The sequence below is a fragment of the Ruegeria sp. CDSC002 genome, assembly GCF_059610905.1.
Window position 1 is genome coordinate 39,210 of sequence record NZ_JBXWOM010000010.1, and the last position, 18,441, is coordinate 57,650.

The 18,441-nt window shown below is 57.2% G+C and carries 18 protein-coding genes; 11 read left to right on the forward strand and 7 right to left on the reverse strand.

What is annotated here, in order from left to right; translation table 11 throughout:
* Positions 1-8 precede the first annotated feature (8 nt).
* Positions 9-2,270 (forward strand): ribonuclease R, encoded by a 2,262-nt coding sequence (gene rnr / locus AC2FJE_RS17610; RefSeq protein ID WP_496757128.1) that lies wholly within the window; start codon positions 9-11, stop codon positions 2,268-2,270.
* Here rnr and AC2FJE_RS17615 read toward each other — a convergent pair.
* Positions 2,261-2,647, reverse strand: coding sequence for a DUF1801 domain-containing protein (locus tag AC2FJE_RS17615; protein ID WP_496757124.1), 387 nt, complete (start codon positions 2,645-2,647; stop codon positions 2,261-2,263). The genes rnr and AC2FJE_RS17615 overlap by 10 nt on opposite strands.
* The gene (locus tag AC2FJE_RS17620) at positions 2,644-3,342 is read right to left on the reverse strand and encodes a glutathione S-transferase family protein (RefSeq protein WP_496761246.1); all 699 of its coding nucleotides are present in this window, start codon (positions 3,340-3,342) and stop codon (positions 2,644-2,646) included. Before AC2FJE_RS17620 ends, AC2FJE_RS17615 begins: the two co-directional genes overlap by 4 nt.
* Before the next feature lie 82 nt (positions 3,343-3,424).
* On the opposite strand from AC2FJE_RS17620, the gene AC2FJE_RS17625 reads away from it, so the two are divergent.
* Positions 3,425-4,138 (forward strand): helix-turn-helix transcriptional regulator, encoded by a 714-nt coding sequence (locus AC2FJE_RS17625; RefSeq protein ID WP_496761247.1) that lies wholly within the window; start codon positions 3,425-3,427, stop codon positions 4,136-4,138.
* 63 nt (positions 4,139-4,201) lie between these two features.
* Positions 4,202-5,500, forward strand: a complete 1,299-nt coding sequence (locus tag AC2FJE_RS17630; RefSeq protein ID WP_496761249.1) for a lytic murein transglycosylase — start codon at positions 4,202-4,204, stop codon at positions 5,498-5,500.
* A 388-nt stretch (positions 5,501-5,888) separates the two neighbouring features.
* Here AC2FJE_RS17630 and AC2FJE_RS17635 read toward each other — a convergent pair whose 3' ends face one another.
* Complete coding sequence (locus tag AC2FJE_RS17635) at positions 5,889-7,286, reverse strand: aspartate aminotransferase family protein (RefSeq protein ID WP_496757112.1); 1,398 nt, start codon at positions 7,284-7,286, stop codon at positions 5,889-5,891.
* A gap of 76 nt (positions 7,287-7,362) precedes the next feature.
* Positions 7,363-8,046, reverse strand: a complete 684-nt coding sequence (locus AC2FJE_RS17640; RefSeq protein ID WP_109310637.1) for a GntR family transcriptional regulator — start codon at positions 8,044-8,046, stop codon at positions 7,363-7,365.
* 140 nt (positions 8,047-8,186) lie between these two features.
* On the opposite strand from AC2FJE_RS17640, the gene AC2FJE_RS17645 reads away from it, so the two are divergent.
* From AC2FJE_RS17645 to AC2FJE_RS17665, 5 genes are all read left to right on the forward strand, one after another.
* Positions 8,187-9,272, forward strand: a complete 1,086-nt coding sequence (locus tag AC2FJE_RS17645; RefSeq protein ID WP_113791802.1) for a polyamine ABC transporter substrate-binding protein — start codon at positions 8,187-8,189, stop codon at positions 9,270-9,272.
* Positions 9,273-9,341: 69 nt separating this feature from the next.
* The gene (locus AC2FJE_RS17650; RefSeq protein WP_109310740.1) at positions 9,342-10,469 is read left to right on the forward strand and encodes an ABC transporter ATP-binding protein; all 1,128 of its coding nucleotides are present in this window, start codon (positions 9,342-9,344) and stop codon (positions 10,467-10,469) included.
* On the forward strand, positions 10,469-11,359 hold the full coding sequence (locus AC2FJE_RS17655; protein WP_108861206.1) for an ABC transporter permease subunit: 891 nt from the start codon (positions 10,469-10,471) through the stop codon (positions 11,357-11,359). The genes AC2FJE_RS17650 and AC2FJE_RS17655 overlap by 1 nt, the downstream gene beginning before the upstream one ends.
* A complete protein-coding gene (locus tag AC2FJE_RS17660) occupies positions 11,356-12,174 on the forward strand; it encodes an ABC transporter permease (protein ID WP_058272596.1) in 819 nt (272 codons plus the stop codon). The genes AC2FJE_RS17655 and AC2FJE_RS17660 overlap by 4 nt, the downstream gene beginning before the upstream one ends.
* Entirely contained in the window at positions 12,171-13,481 is a 1,311-nt protein-coding gene (locus tag AC2FJE_RS17665; RefSeq protein ID WP_496757110.1) for an NAD(P)/FAD-dependent oxidoreductase, read from the forward strand. Before AC2FJE_RS17660 ends, AC2FJE_RS17665 begins: the two co-directional genes overlap by 4 nt.
* Here the strand turns inward: AC2FJE_RS17665 and AC2FJE_RS17670 are convergent.
* Genes AC2FJE_RS17670 through AC2FJE_RS17680 form a run of 3 tightly spaced genes read right to left on the reverse strand, consistent with a single transcriptional unit; the run spans position 13,478 to position 16,278 of the window.
* Positions 13,478-14,344 (reverse strand): phosphotransferase family protein, encoded by an 867-nt coding sequence (locus AC2FJE_RS17670; protein ID WP_496757108.1) that lies wholly within the window; start codon positions 14,342-14,344, stop codon positions 13,478-13,480. The genes AC2FJE_RS17665 and AC2FJE_RS17670 overlap by 4 nt on opposite strands.
* 54 nt (positions 14,345-14,398) lie before the next feature.
* Positions 14,399-15,070, reverse strand: coding sequence for a flagellar hook capping FlgD N-terminal domain-containing protein (locus AC2FJE_RS17675; protein ID WP_496761251.1), 672 nt, complete (start codon positions 15,068-15,070; stop codon positions 14,399-14,401).
* Positions 15,067-16,278 carry a flagellar hook-length control protein FliK gene (locus AC2FJE_RS17680; RefSeq protein ID WP_496757101.1) on the reverse strand — a complete coding sequence of 404 codons (1,212 nt, stop codon included), beginning with the start codon at positions 16,276-16,278 and terminating at the stop codon, positions 15,067-15,069. Before AC2FJE_RS17680 ends, AC2FJE_RS17675 begins: the two co-directional genes overlap by 4 nt.
* A gap of 111 nt (positions 16,279-16,389) precedes the next feature.
* Between AC2FJE_RS17680 and AC2FJE_RS17685 the strand changes: the two genes are divergently transcribed.
* The 3 genes from AC2FJE_RS17685 (at position 16,390) to AC2FJE_RS17695 (ending at position 18,437) form a co-directional block, all read left to right on the forward strand.
* Positions 16,390-16,671: a rod-binding protein gene (locus tag AC2FJE_RS17685; protein WP_496761253.1), complete on the forward strand. Its 282-nt coding sequence runs from the start codon at positions 16,390-16,392 to the stop codon at positions 16,669-16,671.
* Positions 16,655-17,014, forward strand: coding sequence for a flagellar biosynthesis protein FlgN (locus AC2FJE_RS17690; RefSeq protein WP_282120342.1), 360 nt, complete (start codon positions 16,655-16,657; stop codon positions 17,012-17,014). The genes AC2FJE_RS17685 and AC2FJE_RS17690 overlap by 17 nt, the downstream gene beginning before the upstream one ends.
* 211 nt (positions 17,015-17,225) lie before the next feature.
* Complete coding sequence (locus AC2FJE_RS17695) at positions 17,226-18,437, forward strand: flagellin N-terminal helical domain-containing protein (RefSeq protein WP_282120390.1); 1,212 nt, start codon at positions 17,226-17,228, stop codon at positions 18,435-18,437.
* Positions 18,438-18,441 lie beyond the last annotated feature (4 nt).

The following is an 18,441-nucleotide window of genomic DNA, read 5'->3' on the forward strand; positions in this document are numbered from 1 at the left end:
CCGGAGGTATGACTCGCATACCTACCAAGCAGGAGGTCCTCGATTGGATCTCGGCGAACCCCACCCTGACCTCGAAACGCGATATCGCCAAAGCCTTTGGTATCAAGGGCGCGGATCGGATTGACCTGAAGCGTATCCTCAAAGAGCTTGAGGCCGAAGGGCATCTGGAAAAGCGCAAGCGCAGCTATCGCGACCCGGACCGCCTGCCACCTGTCAGCGTGCTGCAGGTGAAGGCTCCGAATGCGGATGGCGACCTGTTCGCACGGCCCTTGGAATGGCATGGTGAAGGGGTCGAGCCGATCATTCTGCTCATCACCCGTGCCAGCGATCCTGCGCTGGGCGAGGGCGACCGCATTCTGGCCCGCCTCACGGTTGTGCATGAAGAAGACCACAATTACGAAGCACGCCTGATCCGACGTGTCGGGACGAACCCGCGCAAGATCGTGGGCATCTTTCGCAAAGGGGCCGAAGGCGGTCGGATCGTGCCAATCGACAAAGCCGGTCAGACCGAATGGCTGGTTGCTGATGGGGCCGTATTGGGCGCCAAGGATGGAGAATTGGTCGAGGCTGAACAGGCTGGGCCAAAGAACCGAATGGGCCTGCCGCGCGCGCGCATTGTGGAACGGCTGGGTGATCCATCGGCGCCCAAGGCTGTGTCACTGATTGCAATTCATCAGCACGGTATTCCGGATGATTTCCCCGACAAGGTGATTGCCGAAGCCGATAAGGCCAAACCGGTTGGTCTAAAAGGCCGCGAAGACCTGCGGGATATACCTTTGCTAACCATCGATCCGTCAGATGCGCGGGATCATGACGATGCCTGTTATGCCCACGCCGACGATGACCCCAAGAACCCAGGCGGGCATGTGATCTGGGTCGCCATCGCCGACGTTGCGGCCTATGTGCAGCCCGGTACCGCGCTGGATCGTGAGGCGCGCAAGCGCGGCAACTCCAGCTACTTCCCGGATCGAGTTGTGCCAATGCTGCCGGATCGCCTCTCTGGAGACCTGTGTTCGTTGCACGAAGGTGTTCCGCGCGCCTGTATCGCTGTTCGAATGCAGATCGATGCGGATGGAAACAAGATTGCTCATCGCTTTGTACGTGGTCTGATGCGCTCGGCCGCCTCGCTGCACTATGCCGAAGTTCAAGACGCTATCGACGGCAATCCAAACGACCGCACAGGGCCGTTGTTAGAGCCTGTTTTGAAGCCGCTCTATGATGCCTATGCCGCGCTAAAGAAAGCGCGGGCAGAACGGCAGCCGCTGGAACTGGACCTGCCCGAACGCAAGATCGTTCTCAGTGACGCGGGAGAGGTCCAAAGCGTGGCTTTCCGCGACCGGCTGGACGCGCATAAGCTGATTGAGGAATTTATGATCCTCGCCAATGTGGCTGCGGCTGAGACATTGATCGCCAAACGCCGCCCGTTGCTGTTCCGCGTGCATGAGGAACCGGCGCAAGAAAAGCTGGAAAGTCTGCGGGAAACCGCACAGGCAGCTGGTCTGAACCTGGCCAAGGGGCAGGTGCTGCAAACCCGGCATCTCAATGCACTGCTGAACGCGGCTGCCGGGACAGAGGATGCAGAGCTGATCAACCTTTCAACTTTGCGCTCGATGGCACAGGCTTATTACAATCCAGAGAATTTCGGCCATTTTGGGTTGGCGTTGCGGAATTATGCGCATTTCACCTCGCCCATTCGCCGTTACGCGGACCTGATCGTGCACCGGGCGCTGATCACGGCGCATGACTGGGGCGATGACGGGCTGACCGAGGATGAGATCGCGCGGCTCGATGAAACGGCAACGCATATCTCGGACACCGAGCGCCGCTCGATGATGGCCGAGCGTGATACGACGGATCGCTATCTGGCCGCTTATCTGAGCGAGCGTGTGGGCAATGAGTTCAGCGGTCGTATCAGCGGCATCGCCCGGTTCGGTGCATTTGTGAAGATGGACGAAACTGGCGCGGACGGCCTGGTGCCCGTCCGGTCACTGGGGCGCGAGTTTTTCCATTTCGACCGCGAAGCCGGCACGCTGATGGGATCAGACACCGGTTTGATCATCGCCATTGGTCAGCGTGTCACCGTGCGCCTGACCGAGGCCACGCCTGTTACCGGCGGGCTCGAGCTGGAGCTGCTGTCCATCGATGACCAGGCCCTGCCGCGCGGAGGCGGGCCCGCTAAGCGGGGAGGCGCACGGCGCAAGGCGGTCAGTACCAAGCGCAAGAAGGACAAGATCAAGCGCAAGGTCGAACGCAAACGTCGTCAAAGGTGATAGGTTAGCGCCCGAGCAATCAGCCAGCCATGACGCGTTTCATCAATCTGATCCGGGTCATCAAACAGAATGGCCCGGTTGCCGTCCAACCGATCCTCGCCCGGAAAGGCAGTGGTGAAATCACCCATTAGTCGGCTCTGACAATGCACGAACAGTGCAAAGGATGCCGCTTTGTGCCCGCCCAGCCGGATGGTTGACCCTTTGGGCGCCAGATAGGCGGGTTGACCCCACCGCAGTGCTTCATTCAATGGCTGGGCTTTAGGCAAGGCCCCAGCGGTTGAAAACACCAGCTCGCGCAAGACGAGAACACCCGAACGGGTGTCTTCGGGAAACGCTTCAAAGGCGGTCTGCACGGCAGGGTCGTCAAAAGGTGTCATGGCAGCGGTATCGCCTGTTCCATTCGGTCCACGTAGTCGTTGAGCAGCCTATCCTGTTTGATCCGCTGGGTCAGCGGGGTTTCCACCGGTGTTGCGCGCATTGCAGCCAACATGGGCCCAACGCTCATATCTGCTGATGTTGGCCGGTCGCCCAGAAGGTACGGCGATTGCCACAGATAGGCGGATATCGCTTCAAGGTCCCGCTCCAATCGATCCTGACGCTCAGTGGGAGAGAAGCGGCCGACACCCTGAAACACCAATCCCTGGACGACCTTTTTCCGGATTGAGTTCGACACCGGCGTTCGGATCAACGCAGGAATAACCGAAAAGAAGGTCTTGCGCAGAATTGGCCAGACCTCGTCATTGGCCCACCTGTCCTGGACGACCTGAAAATAGATATGCTCCTCTGCCATGCGGATCAGCGTTCGTGCCTGCGCCTTTTGTATGTCGCTTAGCCCAGTGTCGAAGTTTGCGCCCTGCGCCTCAAGCCAATCGCGGATCAGGTCGCTGTCGGGGACAAGGCGTTCTTGCGTGCGCAGAACCGGCAGTTTTTGATGGGGCATCTTGCGGGGGTCCAACATATCGGACCGCTGCCAACGCTGGCCCGCATGTTCCAGCATGTAAGCGGCCTTGACGCAAAAGGGGCTGGCGCTGAAAAGGCCAAAGGCCGAAGGGTAAATCATAAGGGTCAACATCGGAGGCTCCAAATTCGGGATGTTCGAGGAATAGCTTTGCCTGATGACAGTTTCTGTCATCAGGTTTAGATTAATCTGCACTATGTCCCGAACCGCCCGCCTGTTTCAATTGATGCAAGCCTTGCGCTCTGGTCCTTCGCCGAAGACGTCCCAGCAACTGGCGCAGGATCTGGGCGTCTCGCCGCGTACCGTGCATCGCGATATTGAATCGTTGCGCGGGCTTGGGGCGGTGATCGACGGTGAGGCCGGTTTTGGCTTTACCCTGATCGAAGACGCAACCCTGCCGCCGCTTGGGTTCACAGATGATGAACTTGAAGCGCTGGTTTTGGGGCTGCGAGAGGTTCAGGCCATAGGCGATCCTGGGTTGGCAGACGCCGCCAGCAATACGTTGCGCAAATTGCAGGGGCGATTGCCGCAGCGCCAATCACACCGCTTGTCCCATGCAGTGCTGACAGCGACGCGGTTTGATCGCCCGGCCAAGCCCACCATCGCGGTGGCTGACCTGCGGCAGGCCACATGGGACGAACGCACGATCGAATTTGCCTACACCGATGCCAAGGGCGATGACACGCGCCGCAAGGTGAACCCGCTGAGTATCGTCTATATGGACCGCGCCAGCGTTTTGATTTCCTGGTGCCATCTGAGACAGGATTTTCGCGTCTTTCGGCTGGACAGGATACGCGAAATGTCCGTGACAGGCGAAAGCTTTAGGCCAAACCGCATCCCTTTGCTGCGTGAGGCACTTGCCGGAATTCGTGCGGAACACAAAGCAAAAGATCGCGAGGGGTCAAGCTGAGCGCTTTGGAAAACGCAAATTATGCGGTATTCTGAAGTCGAGCAGTAACCAGGAAAATTCGGAATGCGTAAATGCATAGGTGGCGTTATGACCGCCGCATTATGGGCATCCATTGTGCAGGCGGAATCTATCAATACTCTGGGCGGGTCACAGGCTGTACAGCTGGCGTCAGCCGGTGTGGCAATATCGATCCGGCCAGTTTTACGACCCTCAGCTAAGGAGTACCGGGTGTCGACGGAGGGAAACGCGCGGTTTCAGGCGTGGCTTGGAGCATTTCGTGAACGGGCGGTAGAGCAGGGGATATCAGCCTCAACACTGGACAGGTCGTTGGCGGGTTTGACCTACGATAAGGACGTGATCAGGCGCGACCGCAATCAGGCAGAGTTTTCGAAATCCATTTGGGAGTATTTGGATTCTGCCGTCTCAGACACGCGCATCAGAAACGGCCGGATGGGGTTGGAGCGCCATCGCGAAGCACTGACCCGCATCGAAGCCAAGTACGGCGTCGAAAAAGAGGTTGTGACAGCGATCTGGGGGCTTGAGACCTCGTTCGGAACGTTTCGGGGCAGCGACCACACCATCCGATCTCTGGCAACTTTGGCGTTTGACGCGCGGCGGGCGCAGTTTTTCGAAACCCAGTTGATCGCAGCCTTGCAGATCATTCAGGCGGGCGACGTCAGTCCGCGCAATATGATGGGCAGCTGGGCCGGGGCGATGGGGCATACGCAATTCATGCCAACCTCGTTTCTGGACCATGCGGTTGATTTCGACGGGGACGGGCGGCGCGATATCTGGTCGGACGATCCAACCGATGCGCTGGCCTCGGCCGCCGCCTATCTGGCGCGGCATGGGTGGACCAAGGGGCAGCCGTGGGGCGTTGAGGTGACCCTGCCCAAAGGGTTTGACTATTCCACCGCAAGGCGGGATCACACATTGATGCCCTCACAATGGGCCGCACGTGGTGTGGTGGTGGCGAACGGCGGCCAAATTTCGGATCACGGGCAAGCGGCGATCCTGTTGCCTGCCGGAGGGCAGGGCGTGGCGCTGATGATCTTCGATAATTTCAAAGTCATCGAGAGATACAACGGTGCCGACGCCTATGTGATCGGCATCGGCCATCTGTCCGACCGTCTGGCTGGACGGGGGTCGTTCCAGACCAAATGGCCGCGTGGTGACCGGGTGTTGAGTTTCACCGAGAAAAAGGAACTGCAATCCCGTCTGACCGAGGCTGGCTTTGATACCCAAGGCGTCGACGGGCGCACAGGGCCAAACACAGTCAAAGCTGTTCGGGCGTATCAATTGGCGCAGGGGTTGCTGCCAGACGGATATGCCAGTCTGAACCTCTTGGAAGCGTTGCGGTGACAATGTAGGGGCGTTGTCTATTGCCTGGGTATTCGCCGCGGATACTCTCTCAGGTATTGGCTGTGCAACCTCCCGACTACCGGCACTCACTACGGTAGACGGGAGGTGGACCCAGCAGAAGAGCGGGTCGCGACGCCGGTAGAGGTAATACAAATAACCGAGTCGCATTCGCATACTTGAATCTGAGTCACATCAAATCAAGATATTTATCGCGCGATAAATTTATTGTTGCCGCGCGATACATAATTACTTCTTTTTGTCGCTCGATTTGATTGAATCTAGTTGTGTTCAGCAATTGAGCTGGATCGATTGACGGGCAATTGCGACTCAGGAAGTGAGAAGGGGCACATCTAGTGCGCCCCTTAAAACTGAATAGTAGCAATCTGGACTATGACGCTGCCTTCATCAGCCCCTGCGCGATGATATCGGCCTGCGCTTCGTCCAGTGACTTGTGAATTCGCACGAACATCTCGTCGATTTCCGCAGGGGTCAGGACCAGCGGGGGGGAGATGATCATCCGGTCGCCCACATGGCGCATGATCAGGTTGTTGGCAAAGCAGCGGTCGCGGCAGATGTAGCCGACCGTACCGGGCTCGGACGCGAATTTGGCGCGGCTGGCCTTATCCGGCGTCAGGGCGATTGAGGCCATCATGCCGACGATCTTGGCCTCACCGACCAATGGATGATCGGCCAGGGCCTCCCATTTCTCTTTCAGATAAGGGGCGGCCACGTCGCGGACGTGGTCGACGATGCCTTCTTCTTCGAGGATGCGCAGGTTCTCCAATGCGACTGCCGCAGCGACCGGGTGGCCGGAATAGGTATAGCCGTGATTGAACTCGGTGCCGCCGATCACCTCGGCAATCTCGTCATTCACGATGGATCCACCGATGGGCGCGTAACCCGAGCTGAGGCCCTTAGCGATCGTCATGATATGCGGTTTGATACCAACGGTTTCGGACCCGAACCAGTTGCCTGTGCGCCCAAAGCCGCAGATCACCTCATCGGCGATCAACAGGATATCGTATTTGTCGCAAATGCGCTGGATCTCGGGCCAGTAGGTATCGGGGGCAACGATCACCCCGCCCGCACCCTGCACGGGTTCGGCAATAAAGGCCGCGACGCGGTCTTCGCCCAGTTCCAGAATGGCTTCTTCCAGCTCACGCGCGCGGGCCAGGCCAAACTCTTCCGGCGCCATGTCGCCGCCTTCTGCCCACCAGTTCGGTTGGTTGATGTGGTGGATGTTCGGGATCGGGATGCCGCCCTGCGCATGCATGCCAGCCATACCGCCCAGCGAGGCCGAACCAACGGAGGACCCGTGATAGGCATTGTGGCGGCTGATGATGATGTTTTTGTTCGGCTGACCCTTCTCAGCCCAATAGGTGCGCACCAGGCGAATGTTGGTGTCATTTGCCTCGGACCCGCCCGCCGCGAAGAACACGTGATTCAGATCCCCCGGCGCCAATTCTGCGATCTTGGCTGCCAAAGCGATGGCTGGAATATGGGTCGTTTTGAAGAACGTGTTGTAATAGGGCAGTTCACGCATCTGACGGGCAGCAACCTCGGCCAGTTCATCGCGACCGTAACCGATATTGACGCACCAAAGACCGGCCATGGCGTCCAGAATCTCTTCGCCTTCGCTATCGGTCAGGTACACGCCTTTGGCACGAGTGATGACGCGCGCACCTTCCTCGCCCAATGATCCGTTGGCCGAAAACGGGTGCATATGATGCGCCGCATCCAGCGCCTGCAATTCGGCGGTCGGCATGTGATTGGTGATGGTCGACATCAGAGAATCTCCTGCAAAAGGCGGTTACCCGTCACAATATGATCAAATTTTTTCGTGTCAATCGAATCGACCTGAATCAGGCGGAGATCAAAGCGTCCGACATCAATTCCATACCCTGCTCAATGTCCTGAGCGGTTGCTTTCGCGACCTTTTCCGCATCTTTCGCCCGCAAGCTTGCGATGATGTCTTTGTGCCGATCCGGCAGGCTATGTGTTCCGAACCGTCCGCAGACAACGCGTAGTGAGGGGCCGAACCGCAGCCAAAGCCGCTCGGCCAGATCGTTGAGAATCGGAGCATCCGCATGCGCATAGAGCGTTTCATGAAACTGGTGGTTCAAGCGCAAATAACCACTGACGTCGCCGTCTGTGATGGTCTGATCCAATCGCTGATCAAGCTTTTCGAGCTGATCGATATCAGCAGGTTTTAGATTCGCGGTTGCCCGTCTGGAAAGCTCTGATTCTATTGATATTCTGGCAAAAATCATCTGCTCGACATCGGTGCCCGACAACAAAGGCACGCTGACGCGCCGATTGCCCTGAAACACCAGTGCGCCATCCGAAATCAGCCGCCGGATCGCCTCGCGGACGGGGGTCATTCCAACCCCGAGCGATTCGGTCAAACCCTGTATCGTGACGGGTTGTCCCGGGACCAGATCACCGTACATGATCTGCGATCTCAGGGTTTGGTACACCTGTTCATGCGCCGGTCTTTTTCCCTCATCCACCTTCGAGCTGGATGCTTTATTTTTGATCAAATCCAAGTGGTTTACCCTGTTTCGCGTGGTGTCGACTTGCCAGACGCCTGACCTCGTGAAACCATACGATGGATCGGGGGAAAACGCAAAACTTGATCAAATCAAAAAAAACGGGAGAATACCCGTACACTTGCAGGGAGAGAAATATGTCAATCAAAACGCTGACGATGACAGCGATTGTCGCGCTGGGGACTTCGGCGGCTTTTGCCGAAGAGGTGCGCGTCTACAACTGGTCCGACTATATCGACGAGGATCTACTGAAAAAATTCGAAGAAGAGACAGGGCTGACCCTGATCTACGACGTGTTTGACAGCAACGAGGTTCTGGAAACCAAGATGCTGGCCGGAGGATCAGGCTATGACGTGGTTGTGCCGTCGGGCACGTTTCTACAGCGTCAGATTCAAGCTGGCGCCTTTCAGGAACTGGACGAAGCAAAGCTTTCGAATTCAGGAAACCTTTGGGACGTGATTCAGGAACGTACCGCAGGCTATGACCCGAACAACGCCTATTCGATCAACTACATGTGGGGGACGACCGGCCTCGGCGTTAACGTTGGTAAGGTTAAGGAAGTGCTGGGCGATGACGTTGCTCTGAACAGCATGGACTTGGTTCTGAAACCGGAGAATATGGAAAAGCTGGCCTCGTGCGGCGTCCATTTCCTGGACGCTCCGGCCGAGATTATTCCTATGGTGCTGCAGTATATCGGTGAAGATCCGGACAGCCATGACACCGATGTGATCGGTAAAGCCGAAGAAGTCCTGGCTGGCGTTCGCCCGCATATCCAGAAATTCCACAGCTCGGAATACATCAACGCGCTGGCAAATGGCGATATCTGCGTAGCTGTCGGTTGGTCAGGTGACATCCTGCAAGCGCGGGATCGCGCGGCCGAGGCCGAAAATGGCGTGGAAATTGAATACCACCCATTCGCTGAAGGTTCGCTGATGTGGTTCGACCAGATGGCCATCCCGGCGGATGCTCCGAACCCGGAAGGCGCACACCAGTTCTTGAACTTCATTCTGGACGCCAATAACATGGCTGCCGCATCGAACTATGTGTACTATGCCAATGGCAACAAGGCTTCTCAGGAGTTCCTTGAGGAAGACGTGATTGGTGATCAGGCAATCTATCCGAGTGATGCCACGATGCAGAATCTCTACATCACGACGCCTTATCCCGTCAAAACGCAGCGGAGCGTGACCCGCCTGTGGACCAAAATCAAATCGGGCACCTGAACCGAAGTATCTGAGCAAGGCGGTCCGACCGCCTTGCCCTTTCAATCAGACCGTCGAACGGGGGCCGCCTTGAACACAAACGTCTTTGCGCCGTGGGAAGATCCACAGGCGAAACCATTGATCCAATTCCAGAATGTGACCAAACGTTTTGGCGGATTCACGGCGATCGACAACCTGTCACTGGACATATTTGAACAGGAATTCTTTGCTTTGCTCGGTCCATCCGGCTGCGGCAAGACGACCATGATGAGGATGCTGGCAGGGTTTGAAAAGCCTACCGAAGGGCACATCATGCTGGGCGGGCAGGACATCGACCCGATCCCGCCAAACAAGCGGGCTGTGAACATGATGTTCCAGTCCTATGCGCTGTTTCCTCATCTTAGCATCTGGGAGAACATCGCCTTCGGTCTGCGCCGGGACAACATGCCCAAGCGGGATCTTGAAGACCGCGTGGAAGAGATGTTGCGCCTGACCCGGCTTGAGCAATTCGCCCGCCGTAAACCGCACCAGATTTCGGGTGGCCAACGGCAGAGGGTCGCGCTGGCACGGTCACTGGCAAAAGCGCCAAAACTGCTGTTGCTAGACGAACCCTTGGGTGCGCTGGACAAAAAACTGCGGCAGGACACTCAGTTCGAGCTGATGGATATTCAGGAAAAGACCGGCACCACCTTTGTGATCGTGACCCACGATCAGGAAGAGGCGATGACTGTTGCCAGCCGCGTCGCCGTGATGGATCAGGGCAAGTTGATGCAGGTATCTACGCCGGACAGGATCTATGAAAACCCCAACTCAGTCTATGTCGCTGACTTTATCGGGGATGTGAATATCATCGAAGGCCGGGCGACTGCGAACGGCGATGAAGCCTACCAAATCGACTGGGCCGAGGGGCAATCGCCGCTGACCGCAACCTCGTCGACAGAATTCTCGAACGGGCAAAGCTGCCATCTTGCGATCCGCCCCGAAAAGGTGACGATCTCGGCCGACCGCCCGGCGGATGCCATCAATGCGGTACAGGGTAAGGTGCTTGACATTGCCTATCTGGGCAACTTGTCCACGTACTACGTGGAACTGCCGAATGGCACGATCATCAAGGCGCAATCGGCCAACACGCGCCGAATCTCGCGCCGATCCTTTACATGGGAAGACCCGGTCTGGCTGTCGTGGACGGCAACGGCTGCGGTTTTGTTGGCAAACTGATGCGCCGCGCCCTTCTGATCGCTGTTCCTTACGTCTGGCTGCTGGCCCTGTTTCTGATACCGTTTTTCATCGTTCTGAAGATTTCGCTGTCGGATGTCGAACTGGCGATCCCGCCATATACGCCGACACTGGATCTGTCGCAGGGTTGGTCTGGGATAACCGACTTTTTCAGCCAGTTGGATTTCGAAAACTTCGTCTGGCTGACCGAAGATGACCTTTACTGGAAAGCCTACCTGTCCAGCGTCAAGATCGCTCTGATCTCGACGGTTCTGACGTTGCTGGTGGGTTATCCGATTGCCTATGGAATGGCTCGTGCGCCAGCCGAATGGCGCCCGACGCTGATGATGCTGGTGATCCTGCCGTTCTGGACTTCGTTCCTGATCCGCGTTTACGCGTGGATGGGAATTCTCAGCAATGAAGGCTATCTGAACCAGATTCTGTTGTGGCTGGGTATCATTTCGACCCCGCTGACCATTTTGAACACCAACACTGCCGTCTACATCGGTATCGTCTACACCTATTTGCCCTTCATGATCTTGCCGATTTATTCATCGTTGGAGCGCATGGATGAATCCCTGATCGAAGCAGCCGAAGATCTGGGCTGTTCCCGTCTGAAGGCGTTCTGGCTGGTGACTATACCGCTGTCGCGCCCTGGCATCATTGCCGGCTGTTTCCTGGTGATGATCCCGGTGATCGGTGAATTCGTGATCCCGTCGCTGTTGGGCGGGTCCAGCACGCTGATGATCGGCAAGGTGCTGTGGGAAGAGTTCTTCTCAAACCGCGATTGGCCGGTGGCCAGTGCCGTTGCTGTTGTGTTGTTGCTGATCCTCGTGATCCCGATTGTGCTGTTCCAGCGCAACCAGCAGAAACAGACGGAGGCCGAGCAATGAACAGGCTGAGTTGGTTCAACGCGGTGTCTCTGACACTGGGCTTTGCGTTCCTCTACATCCCTATGGTCATCCTGATCATCTTCAGCTTTAACGAAAGCAAGCTGGTCACAGTATGGGCAGGGTTCTCGACCAAATGGTACGGTGAGCTTGCCCAGAACGAGGCATTTCTGAACGCGGCCTGGGTGACAATACGGGTTGCGGTGTTCTCATCCACATTGGCCACGGTTCTTGGCACCGCTGCCGCATATGTTCTGGTCCGTGGCGGGCGGTTTTTTGGCAGGACACTGTTTTCTGGAATGATTTACGCACCTCTGGTAATGCCCGAAGTGATCACCGGCCTGTCGTTGCTGCTGCTTTTTATCGGTATTGGACTGGATCGGGGCATTCTGACCATCGTTCTGGCCCACACAACCTTTTCGATGTGCTTTGTGTCGGTCGTCGTATCCTCGCGTCTTGTGACCTTTGACAAGTCGCTGGAAGAGGCTGCTTTGGATCTGGGATGTTCGCCAGCGCAGGCGTTCCGTCTTGTGACACTGCCGATCATTGCGCCCGCGGTGATTTCGGGATGGCTGCTGGCATTTACCTTGTCGCTGGACGATCTGGTCATCGCGTCCTTTACCTCGGGCCCGTCGGCGACAACGCTGCCGATCAAGATATTCTCGGCCGTGCGTCTGGGCGTCAGCCCCGAGATCAACGCGCTGTCTACCATCATGATTGCAGTCGTCACGGTTGGCGTCATCACCGCCTCGCTGGTGACGAAACGCGCAATGGTTCGGCAAAAGCAGGATGAACTTGCCGCTGCGCGCACCGAATGAAACGTCTTTTTCCGAACTACACCTATGGGCCTGGACCCCGTCAGAACTGCTGGTGGGATCAGACAATTTCGGCACCTGATTGGCCGACCCATAAAGGTGATCTGAACGTTGACGTCGCAATCGTCGGCGGCGGCTTCACGGGGCTTTCGGCAGCCCTGCATCTGGCCGAGGCAGGTGTGAAAGTTGCGGTTCTTGAGGCCGCAACCCCGGGGTGGGGTGCCTCGGGCCGGAATGGCGGATTTTGCTGCCTCGGAGGGTCCAAGCTAAGCCATGGGTCTTTGGTCCGTGGGTTTGGTGCTGAGGCTGCGCAGTCTTACGAACAAGCGGAAGAAGACGCTGTTCAGCTTGTTGCAGATTTGCTGGAACAGCATCAGATCGACGCCGATACCCATTCGAAAGGGGAAACCCAACTGGCCCATTCGGCACGGGCGATGGAAAAGCTAAGTCGTAACGCAGAAGCATCAGGTGTCTTGCACGATTCTGATGACCTGCAGCGCCTGGGTCTGGGCGGTTCCTTTCATGGTGCATATACAAATCCGGTTGGTTTCGCTCTTAACCCTCGAAAGTATCTGTTTGGCTTGGCAAGTGCCGCCAAGGCGCGGGGCGTACAGATTTTCCAGAAATCGCCGGTTGAAACCATCAGGAAAACTCAGGCCGGGTTCGATATTGAATCCGGATCAGGTCACATCCGCGCCACGAATGTTCTGATTTGTACGAACGGATACTCCAGCGAGGATATGCCGCCCTGGTTGTCGGGACGCTACATGCCCACGCAATCCACGGTTCTGGTGACCCGGCCCCTGACATCCGCTGAGTTGCAGGCGCAAGGGTGGACCTCGGAGCAGATGTGTTATGACACCCGAAACCTGCTGCACTATTTCCGCCTGATGCCTGATCGGAGGTTCCTGTTCGGCATGCGCGGAGGGTTACAGTCGTCCCCTCGGGCCGAGGCCGCCATTCGCCGGACAATGCGTCGGGACTTTCAGGCCATGTTTCCGGAATGGAAAGATGTGGATGTGACCCATATGTGGTCCGGAATGGTGTGCCTGTCGCGCAAGTTGACGCCTTATGTCGGGCCGGTTCCTGATCAACCCGGAATGTTTGCCGCCTTTGCCTATCACGGGAACGGCGTTGCTATGGGGACGTATTGCGGAGGCGCCCTTGCCCGCGAGGTTTTGGACAGACAGACCGAGTTGCCCGCGCCGATTGCACAGCCGCCAGGCCGCTTTCCCCTTGGGTTCTGGCGGCGCGCCTTGATGCCGCCCGCCTATGCTGCGATGGCAATCGCGGATCGGCTATCGCTCTAAAGCGCGGCGACTTCCAGTTCGAGCGTTTGGGTATAATCCGCAGCCCCGTTTTCGATGCGCCACAAACAGTAGGCAGCCATGCGCCACGCATACCACGGGCGCAAATCCCGGTATCGCGCGATAGTTTCATCGTGACCATATGCAGCCAGAAACCGCTCTTCCTCGGCGCCGCTTAGGGGTGCGCCCCGGTAAAGCCGTTGCATGGCCGGGGACAGGAACATTGCAATGTCCTCGCACGGATCGCCCCAAGCCGGGCACTGCCAGTCGATCAGGGTTATGCCAGTCGGCGCGACAAGGATGTTTCCGGCCACGGTATCGCCATGGATCAGGCATGTGTGTGCGGTCGCGGGCACATGGCCTTTGGGGCGCAACTGCGCGAGCCGTGCGCGTGTATCAGAGGTGCAGACGCTGAGAATACGTTCGGCATGTTCAGCCAGATCCCTGCTGCCATTGCAGCCATCCGGCGCTTGGACCGAACCATCAAGCCTATGCAATTCACGCAGCAAACCGGCGACACTCTCAGGCCCTTCTTGCCACGGTGATCCGGGGGCGTGATCGTAGAACACCCAATGGCCTGTATCATGTGTTCCGGTCGCACGCAGGCGGGGAACAAATCCGGTGGGCTCAAGGGCGCGCAGGCATTGCGCTTCGAGTTCGGGATCGTTGCGAAACAGTGGATTGCGCGGTGTAGCGCGATACAGCTTCAGAACCTTGTCACCGCTGCCACCCAGTACTTTCCAGACCTGATTTGTTCGCCCGCCATACAATGTTTGAAACTCTGCGCCGGGCTGAACAAGGCCACGGGCGCGCAGATCGTCGATCAGATCAGAAGGGGGGTGGGTTGGGGCAGGCAGGAGTTTCACCAATGCAGTTAGCGAGTCGAATCTGCCAAGGTTTGAACTGTCCTGCCCGGCAGATCAAGTTCCGGCTCTGACCCCGGTTACCATCGTGGCAGCGACAACCTGCCCGCTTTCGAGGGTCAGCATAACCTGATTGTCCGTAACCTGAGCTTCGACAACTTCGCCATAGGTCTCTGCCAGCTGTGTCGATAACAGCTCGTCGCCATCATAACTTTCCAGTGTGGCCGAGTAACTCCCCGCCGCCAGAGGCTGCCCATCGCTTCCCTGACCAGTCCAAACTGTTTTATCGTCGGTCGTGGAAACAGCCACACGATCGACAACGGCACCGTCACTGTCGCGGATGACTATGACTGCCTTGTCAGCCTCGGGTGCAGGTGTAGCAAACAGCGTCACAGGCTCGCCCTCATATTGGAAAGCCGCGGGCGCTCGAACGTCCATCCCGATCCATTTGCCGAGTTTGTCCAGATTTGCACCACCCAGCGCCTGCCCAAGTGTCGCCAACAAATCATTTGTCTGAACCTGTTGTTCGACCATCGAGAATTGCGCCAGTTGCGATGCATATTCTGAGGCATCCAATGGTTTCAAAGGATCCTGATTCTGGGCCTGTACGGTCAGCATTGTAAGGAATGTCTCAAAGTCTGATGCCAGACCTGTTTGCTTTGGCACGTCTTTGTATTGCGCTGTGGCTGACGGTTGGGCGTTGGGTTGGGTCGGGGTAATCAAATTCACAACCTCATGTCGATGCGGCCAACGGGGCCGATTTTGGGAATGGGTGACGCGTTTGAAGAGGAATCGGTGAGTTTCGCGGTCTCAGCAGGCGATCCATCCTGGTGGCCGGCCTGGTTCTGGTCGGCGTCTTCGGATGTCCCGAGGTCAATTGACAGATCGCCCAAACCAAAATTTTTGAACTCTTCTTCTAGCACCGCCAAATGACGCCGCATCATCTCGAGGGTTTCCGGGCGCTCGGCGGAAATTGTCAGATGCAATCCGTCATCGCGACCGTTCAACATGATGGACACTCGCCCCAGTTCTTCGGGGTTCAGCGCGATCTCAATTGACCCGGATTTCGGCTGAGTATTGATGACGGCCGCCATTTGCCCGGCGACGGCGCGCGCTGTCTCGGACCGGGCAGTCTGTGCCATGACTTGCGCAGAAGATACCGAATCCCGACCCGCCGAAACGGGCGAATCTGCTCTGAGGGCGTGAACGTCTTCCACCTCGTGAAATGCTGGCGCGTCAGTCTGAGCACGGGTTTTTTTCGGCGCGAACATCTGCAATTGAGCGATGCTTGGTGCGCGATCCGGGTTGGTCGTTTGCTGAGGCGCAAGATTGCTTTGCGGCGGATGTTGCGTTTCACGCTGGTGCCGCTCTGGATGAACGGTCAGGTCTGCGGTCTCTTTTGGGGATATACCCACAGGTTGCAACACAGAAGTCGCGAGGTCCGCCTGCCCCCGGCTTGCCATTGGTTGTGACGCGGGTCTCAAAGCCGAGCTGTGCCGAAAATCCGGGGTGACTTTGCGCGAATCATTGATGCCTGCATCCGGTTTATCGACCGTGTTGGCTTGGCCGGTTTGCTCGGTTTCAGGCACTTTCGGACTGCGCGAGTCGGGTAACGCAGCTGACACGGGTGTTTCGGCAGGATCGCGTTTTGTGCTCACTTCAAGACGCGTGTCCAAAAGGGGTGTCCGCTCACTCTGGTTGCGATCAGCGGACACTTCTGCATCTTCAAGCAAGACAGCCTCGTCCGTTTCAACGTCGACGTCCTGTTCAGGTTCAGCGCCTTTAAGAGCGGCTGCTTCTTGCTTGTTCTCACCTTTGTGTTGATTGAGCACGGCCTCAAACGTCGCGCCGTTTTCATCCCCCTGCTCGGGATTGATCCCGTGGGGTTTTGCGGTTGCGGTCGGCGAGGATGACATCACTGAAAGAGGGTTGGGCATTTTGCTCCGACTCCGGTTGTGTGACCGGAAACCTGCCTGCAGGAAGTTACGTTTATTTTAACTGCTTTCGCTTTTGATCGAAAAAGTTCGATGCAATTTTTGGAGAAAGCAATGAAGGTTTCCCCGCCTCTCTCCCCATCTCAACCCCCTGCCTATTCCCAGAAATTGCGGGAGGCGGCCATAGAACTAGAGGCTGCGTTTCTGAGTGAGATGCTGAAATCGGCCGGGCTGGGCAAAGCGCGCCAATCCTTTGGCGGCGGTGCAGGCGAAGATCAGTTTGTCTCATTTCTTGTTCAGCATCAGGCCCGTGCGCTGGCCAGATCCGGTGGCGTTGGGCTGTCCGAAATCCTGTTCCAATCCATGATGGAGAAAACCGATGCCAAAGACGTCTGAAGCCGACCTTGTAAAATCACTCGAAGACGTTCTTGAGCTTGAGCGAAACGCGCTGGTGCAGGGCGATCTGGATCGTCTGCATAACACGGCTCCGGAAAAGGAAAAACTGATCGGTGCGATTAATGATCTTGACGTCTTTGATAGTGATGAACTGATCCGCCTGCAAAGAAAGGTCGAGCGGAACCAGGCGTTACTAAACAGCGCCGCCGAAGGGATTCGCGCGGTGGCCAACCGCATGGCCGAGTTACGGCGCGTGCGGCAAGAATTCACCACCTATGGTGCGGACGGGCAGCGCAGCGAATTTGCCGTCCGCCATCAAGCCAAGCTGGAAAAACGGGCATAGATAAGGGTTTGATTCAAATCCGAGGTTTCTGACCTTCGCGCTTTAGCACTCCGTTAGGGGATCGACGTCAAAGGTGTTCGGGCACCTGGACAAATCAGGTGGCGCGAACAGCCCGACGGCGGGTCGCACCGATCAGAAAGACGTCAAAGCCCGCACCAGTGGCGGGATGAGCATGGGCGCAAAGGGCCCGAACGGAAAAGGAAGAAAGCTAATGTCCAGCATTCTGACAAACAATGGCGCCATGGTTGCGCTGCAAACTCTCAAGTCGGTCAACAAGGATCTTGGGGCAACGCGGAACGCGATCTCGACGGGTAAGGACGTTGCGACTGCGAAAGACAACTCGGCCGTCTGGGCGATTTCCAAGGTCATGGAATCGGATGTCAAAGGCTTCAATGCGATCAAGGACAGCCTGGCCCTGGGTGAATCCACCGTGGCGGTTGCGCGTAACGCGTCCGAAACGGTCACCGATCTGCTGTCTCAGATGAAAAGCAAGATCGTTGCAGCACAGGAAGACAACGTAGATCGCGACAAAATCAACGACGATGTTACCGCGTTGAAGGACCAGATCAACTCGGTGGTGAACGCCGCGCAATTCAACGGTCTCAACCTGGTTAACGGTTCAGCCGGATCCGCTTCGATCCTCGCGTCCCTTGACCGGGACAATGCAGGCAACGTAACCGCGTCTTCCATCACTGTTGCGGGTCAGGACCTTTCGACCGGTGGGTACACGGCGGCTCAGGTCTTTGACGGATCGACCGGATCTTCCACCGGCAACGACCGTGTGGGTGCAACGATTGACAACGGCGCAACTTCGGCAACTGCGCTGGTTACGGATGAATCCAGTGGTGCGTTTGCGGCCGGTGACAAAGTTGTCGTGGCGATCGACGATCAGGTCGTGTCCTACACGGTTTCTGCAACGGATGCGGCTGCCGCGACCACGGGTGATATTGTTGCCATTGGCCTGAAGGCGAAGATTGAAGAGCTGGGTATCTCGGGTCTGACGGTCGACTATGACTCGGGTACGGCAGGCACCTTATCAGTTGCCAATGCGACCGGCACAGACATCTCGTTCTCGGCCCAGTACGTGAACGCGGGTTCGGGTGGTCTTGGCGCGTTGACCGGCATTGACGTTTCGACCGGTGCAGGGGCAACGGCCGCGTTGGCCACAATCGAAACGCTGATCGACACATCGATCGACGCATCGGCCGCTTTTGGTTCTTCGCAAGGTCGGATCGAGACGCAGAAAGAGTTCATTTCGAACCTGGCGGATTCGTTCAAATCCGGGATCGGCGCGTTGGTCGATGCGGATATGGAAGAGACCTCGGCACGCCTGCAGGCTCTTCAGGTTCAGCAGCAGCTGGCCACCCAGTCGCTGTCGATTGCCAATCAGGCACCGCAGTCGATTTTGTCTCTGTTCCGCTAAGTTC

What these genes read in the sequence shown, in the direction of transcription:
- rnr (WP_496757128.1), top strand. Translation starts at nt 9, where the DNA reads ATGACTCGCATACCTACCAAGCAGGAGGTCCTCGATTGGATCTCGGCG.
- AC2FJE_RS17615 (WP_496757124.1), bottom strand. Translation starts at nt 2,647, where the DNA reads ATGACACCTTTTGACGACCCTGCCGTGCAGACCGCCTTTGAAGCGTTT.
- AC2FJE_RS17620 (WP_496761246.1), bottom strand. Translation starts at nt 3,342, where the DNA reads ATGTTGACCCTTATGATTTACCCTTCGGCCTTTGGCCTTTTCAGCGCC.
- AC2FJE_RS17625 (WP_496761247.1), top strand. Translation starts at nt 3,425, where the DNA reads ATGTCCCGAACCGCCCGCCTGTTTCAATTGATGCAAGCCTTGCGCTCT.
- AC2FJE_RS17630 (WP_496761249.1), top strand. Translation starts at nt 4,202, where the DNA reads ATGCGTAAATGCATAGGTGGCGTTATGACCGCCGCATTATGGGCATCC.
- AC2FJE_RS17635 (WP_496757112.1), bottom strand. Translation starts at nt 7,286, where the DNA reads ATGTCGACCATCACCAATCACATGCCGACCGCCGAATTGCAGGCGCTG.
- AC2FJE_RS17645 (WP_113791802.1), top strand. Translation starts at nt 8,187, where the DNA reads ATGTCAATCAAAACGCTGACGATGACAGCGATTGTCGCGCTGGGGACT.
- AC2FJE_RS17655 (WP_108861206.1), top strand. Translation starts at nt 10,469, where the DNA reads ATGCGCCGCGCCCTTCTGATCGCTGTTCCTTACGTCTGGCTGCTGGCC.
- AC2FJE_RS17660 (WP_058272596.1), top strand. Translation starts at nt 11,356, where the DNA reads ATGAACAGGCTGAGTTGGTTCAACGCGGTGTCTCTGACACTGGGCTTT.
- AC2FJE_RS17665 (WP_496757110.1), top strand. Translation starts at nt 12,171, where the DNA reads ATGAAACGTCTTTTTCCGAACTACACCTATGGGCCTGGACCCCGTCAG.
- AC2FJE_RS17680 (WP_496757101.1), bottom strand. Translation starts at nt 16,278, where the DNA reads ATGCCCAACCCTCTTTCAGTGATGTCATCCTCGCCGACCGCAACCGCA.
- AC2FJE_RS17685 (WP_496761253.1), top strand. Translation starts at nt 16,390, where the DNA reads ATGAAGGTTTCCCCGCCTCTCTCCCCATCTCAACCCCCTGCCTATTCC.
- AC2FJE_RS17690 (WP_282120342.1), top strand. Translation starts at nt 16,655, where the DNA reads ATGCCAAAGACGTCTGAAGCCGACCTTGTAAAATCACTCGAAGACGTT.
- AC2FJE_RS17695 (WP_282120390.1), top strand. Translation starts at nt 17,226, where the DNA reads ATGTCCAGCATTCTGACAAACAATGGCGCCATGGTTGCGCTGCAAACT.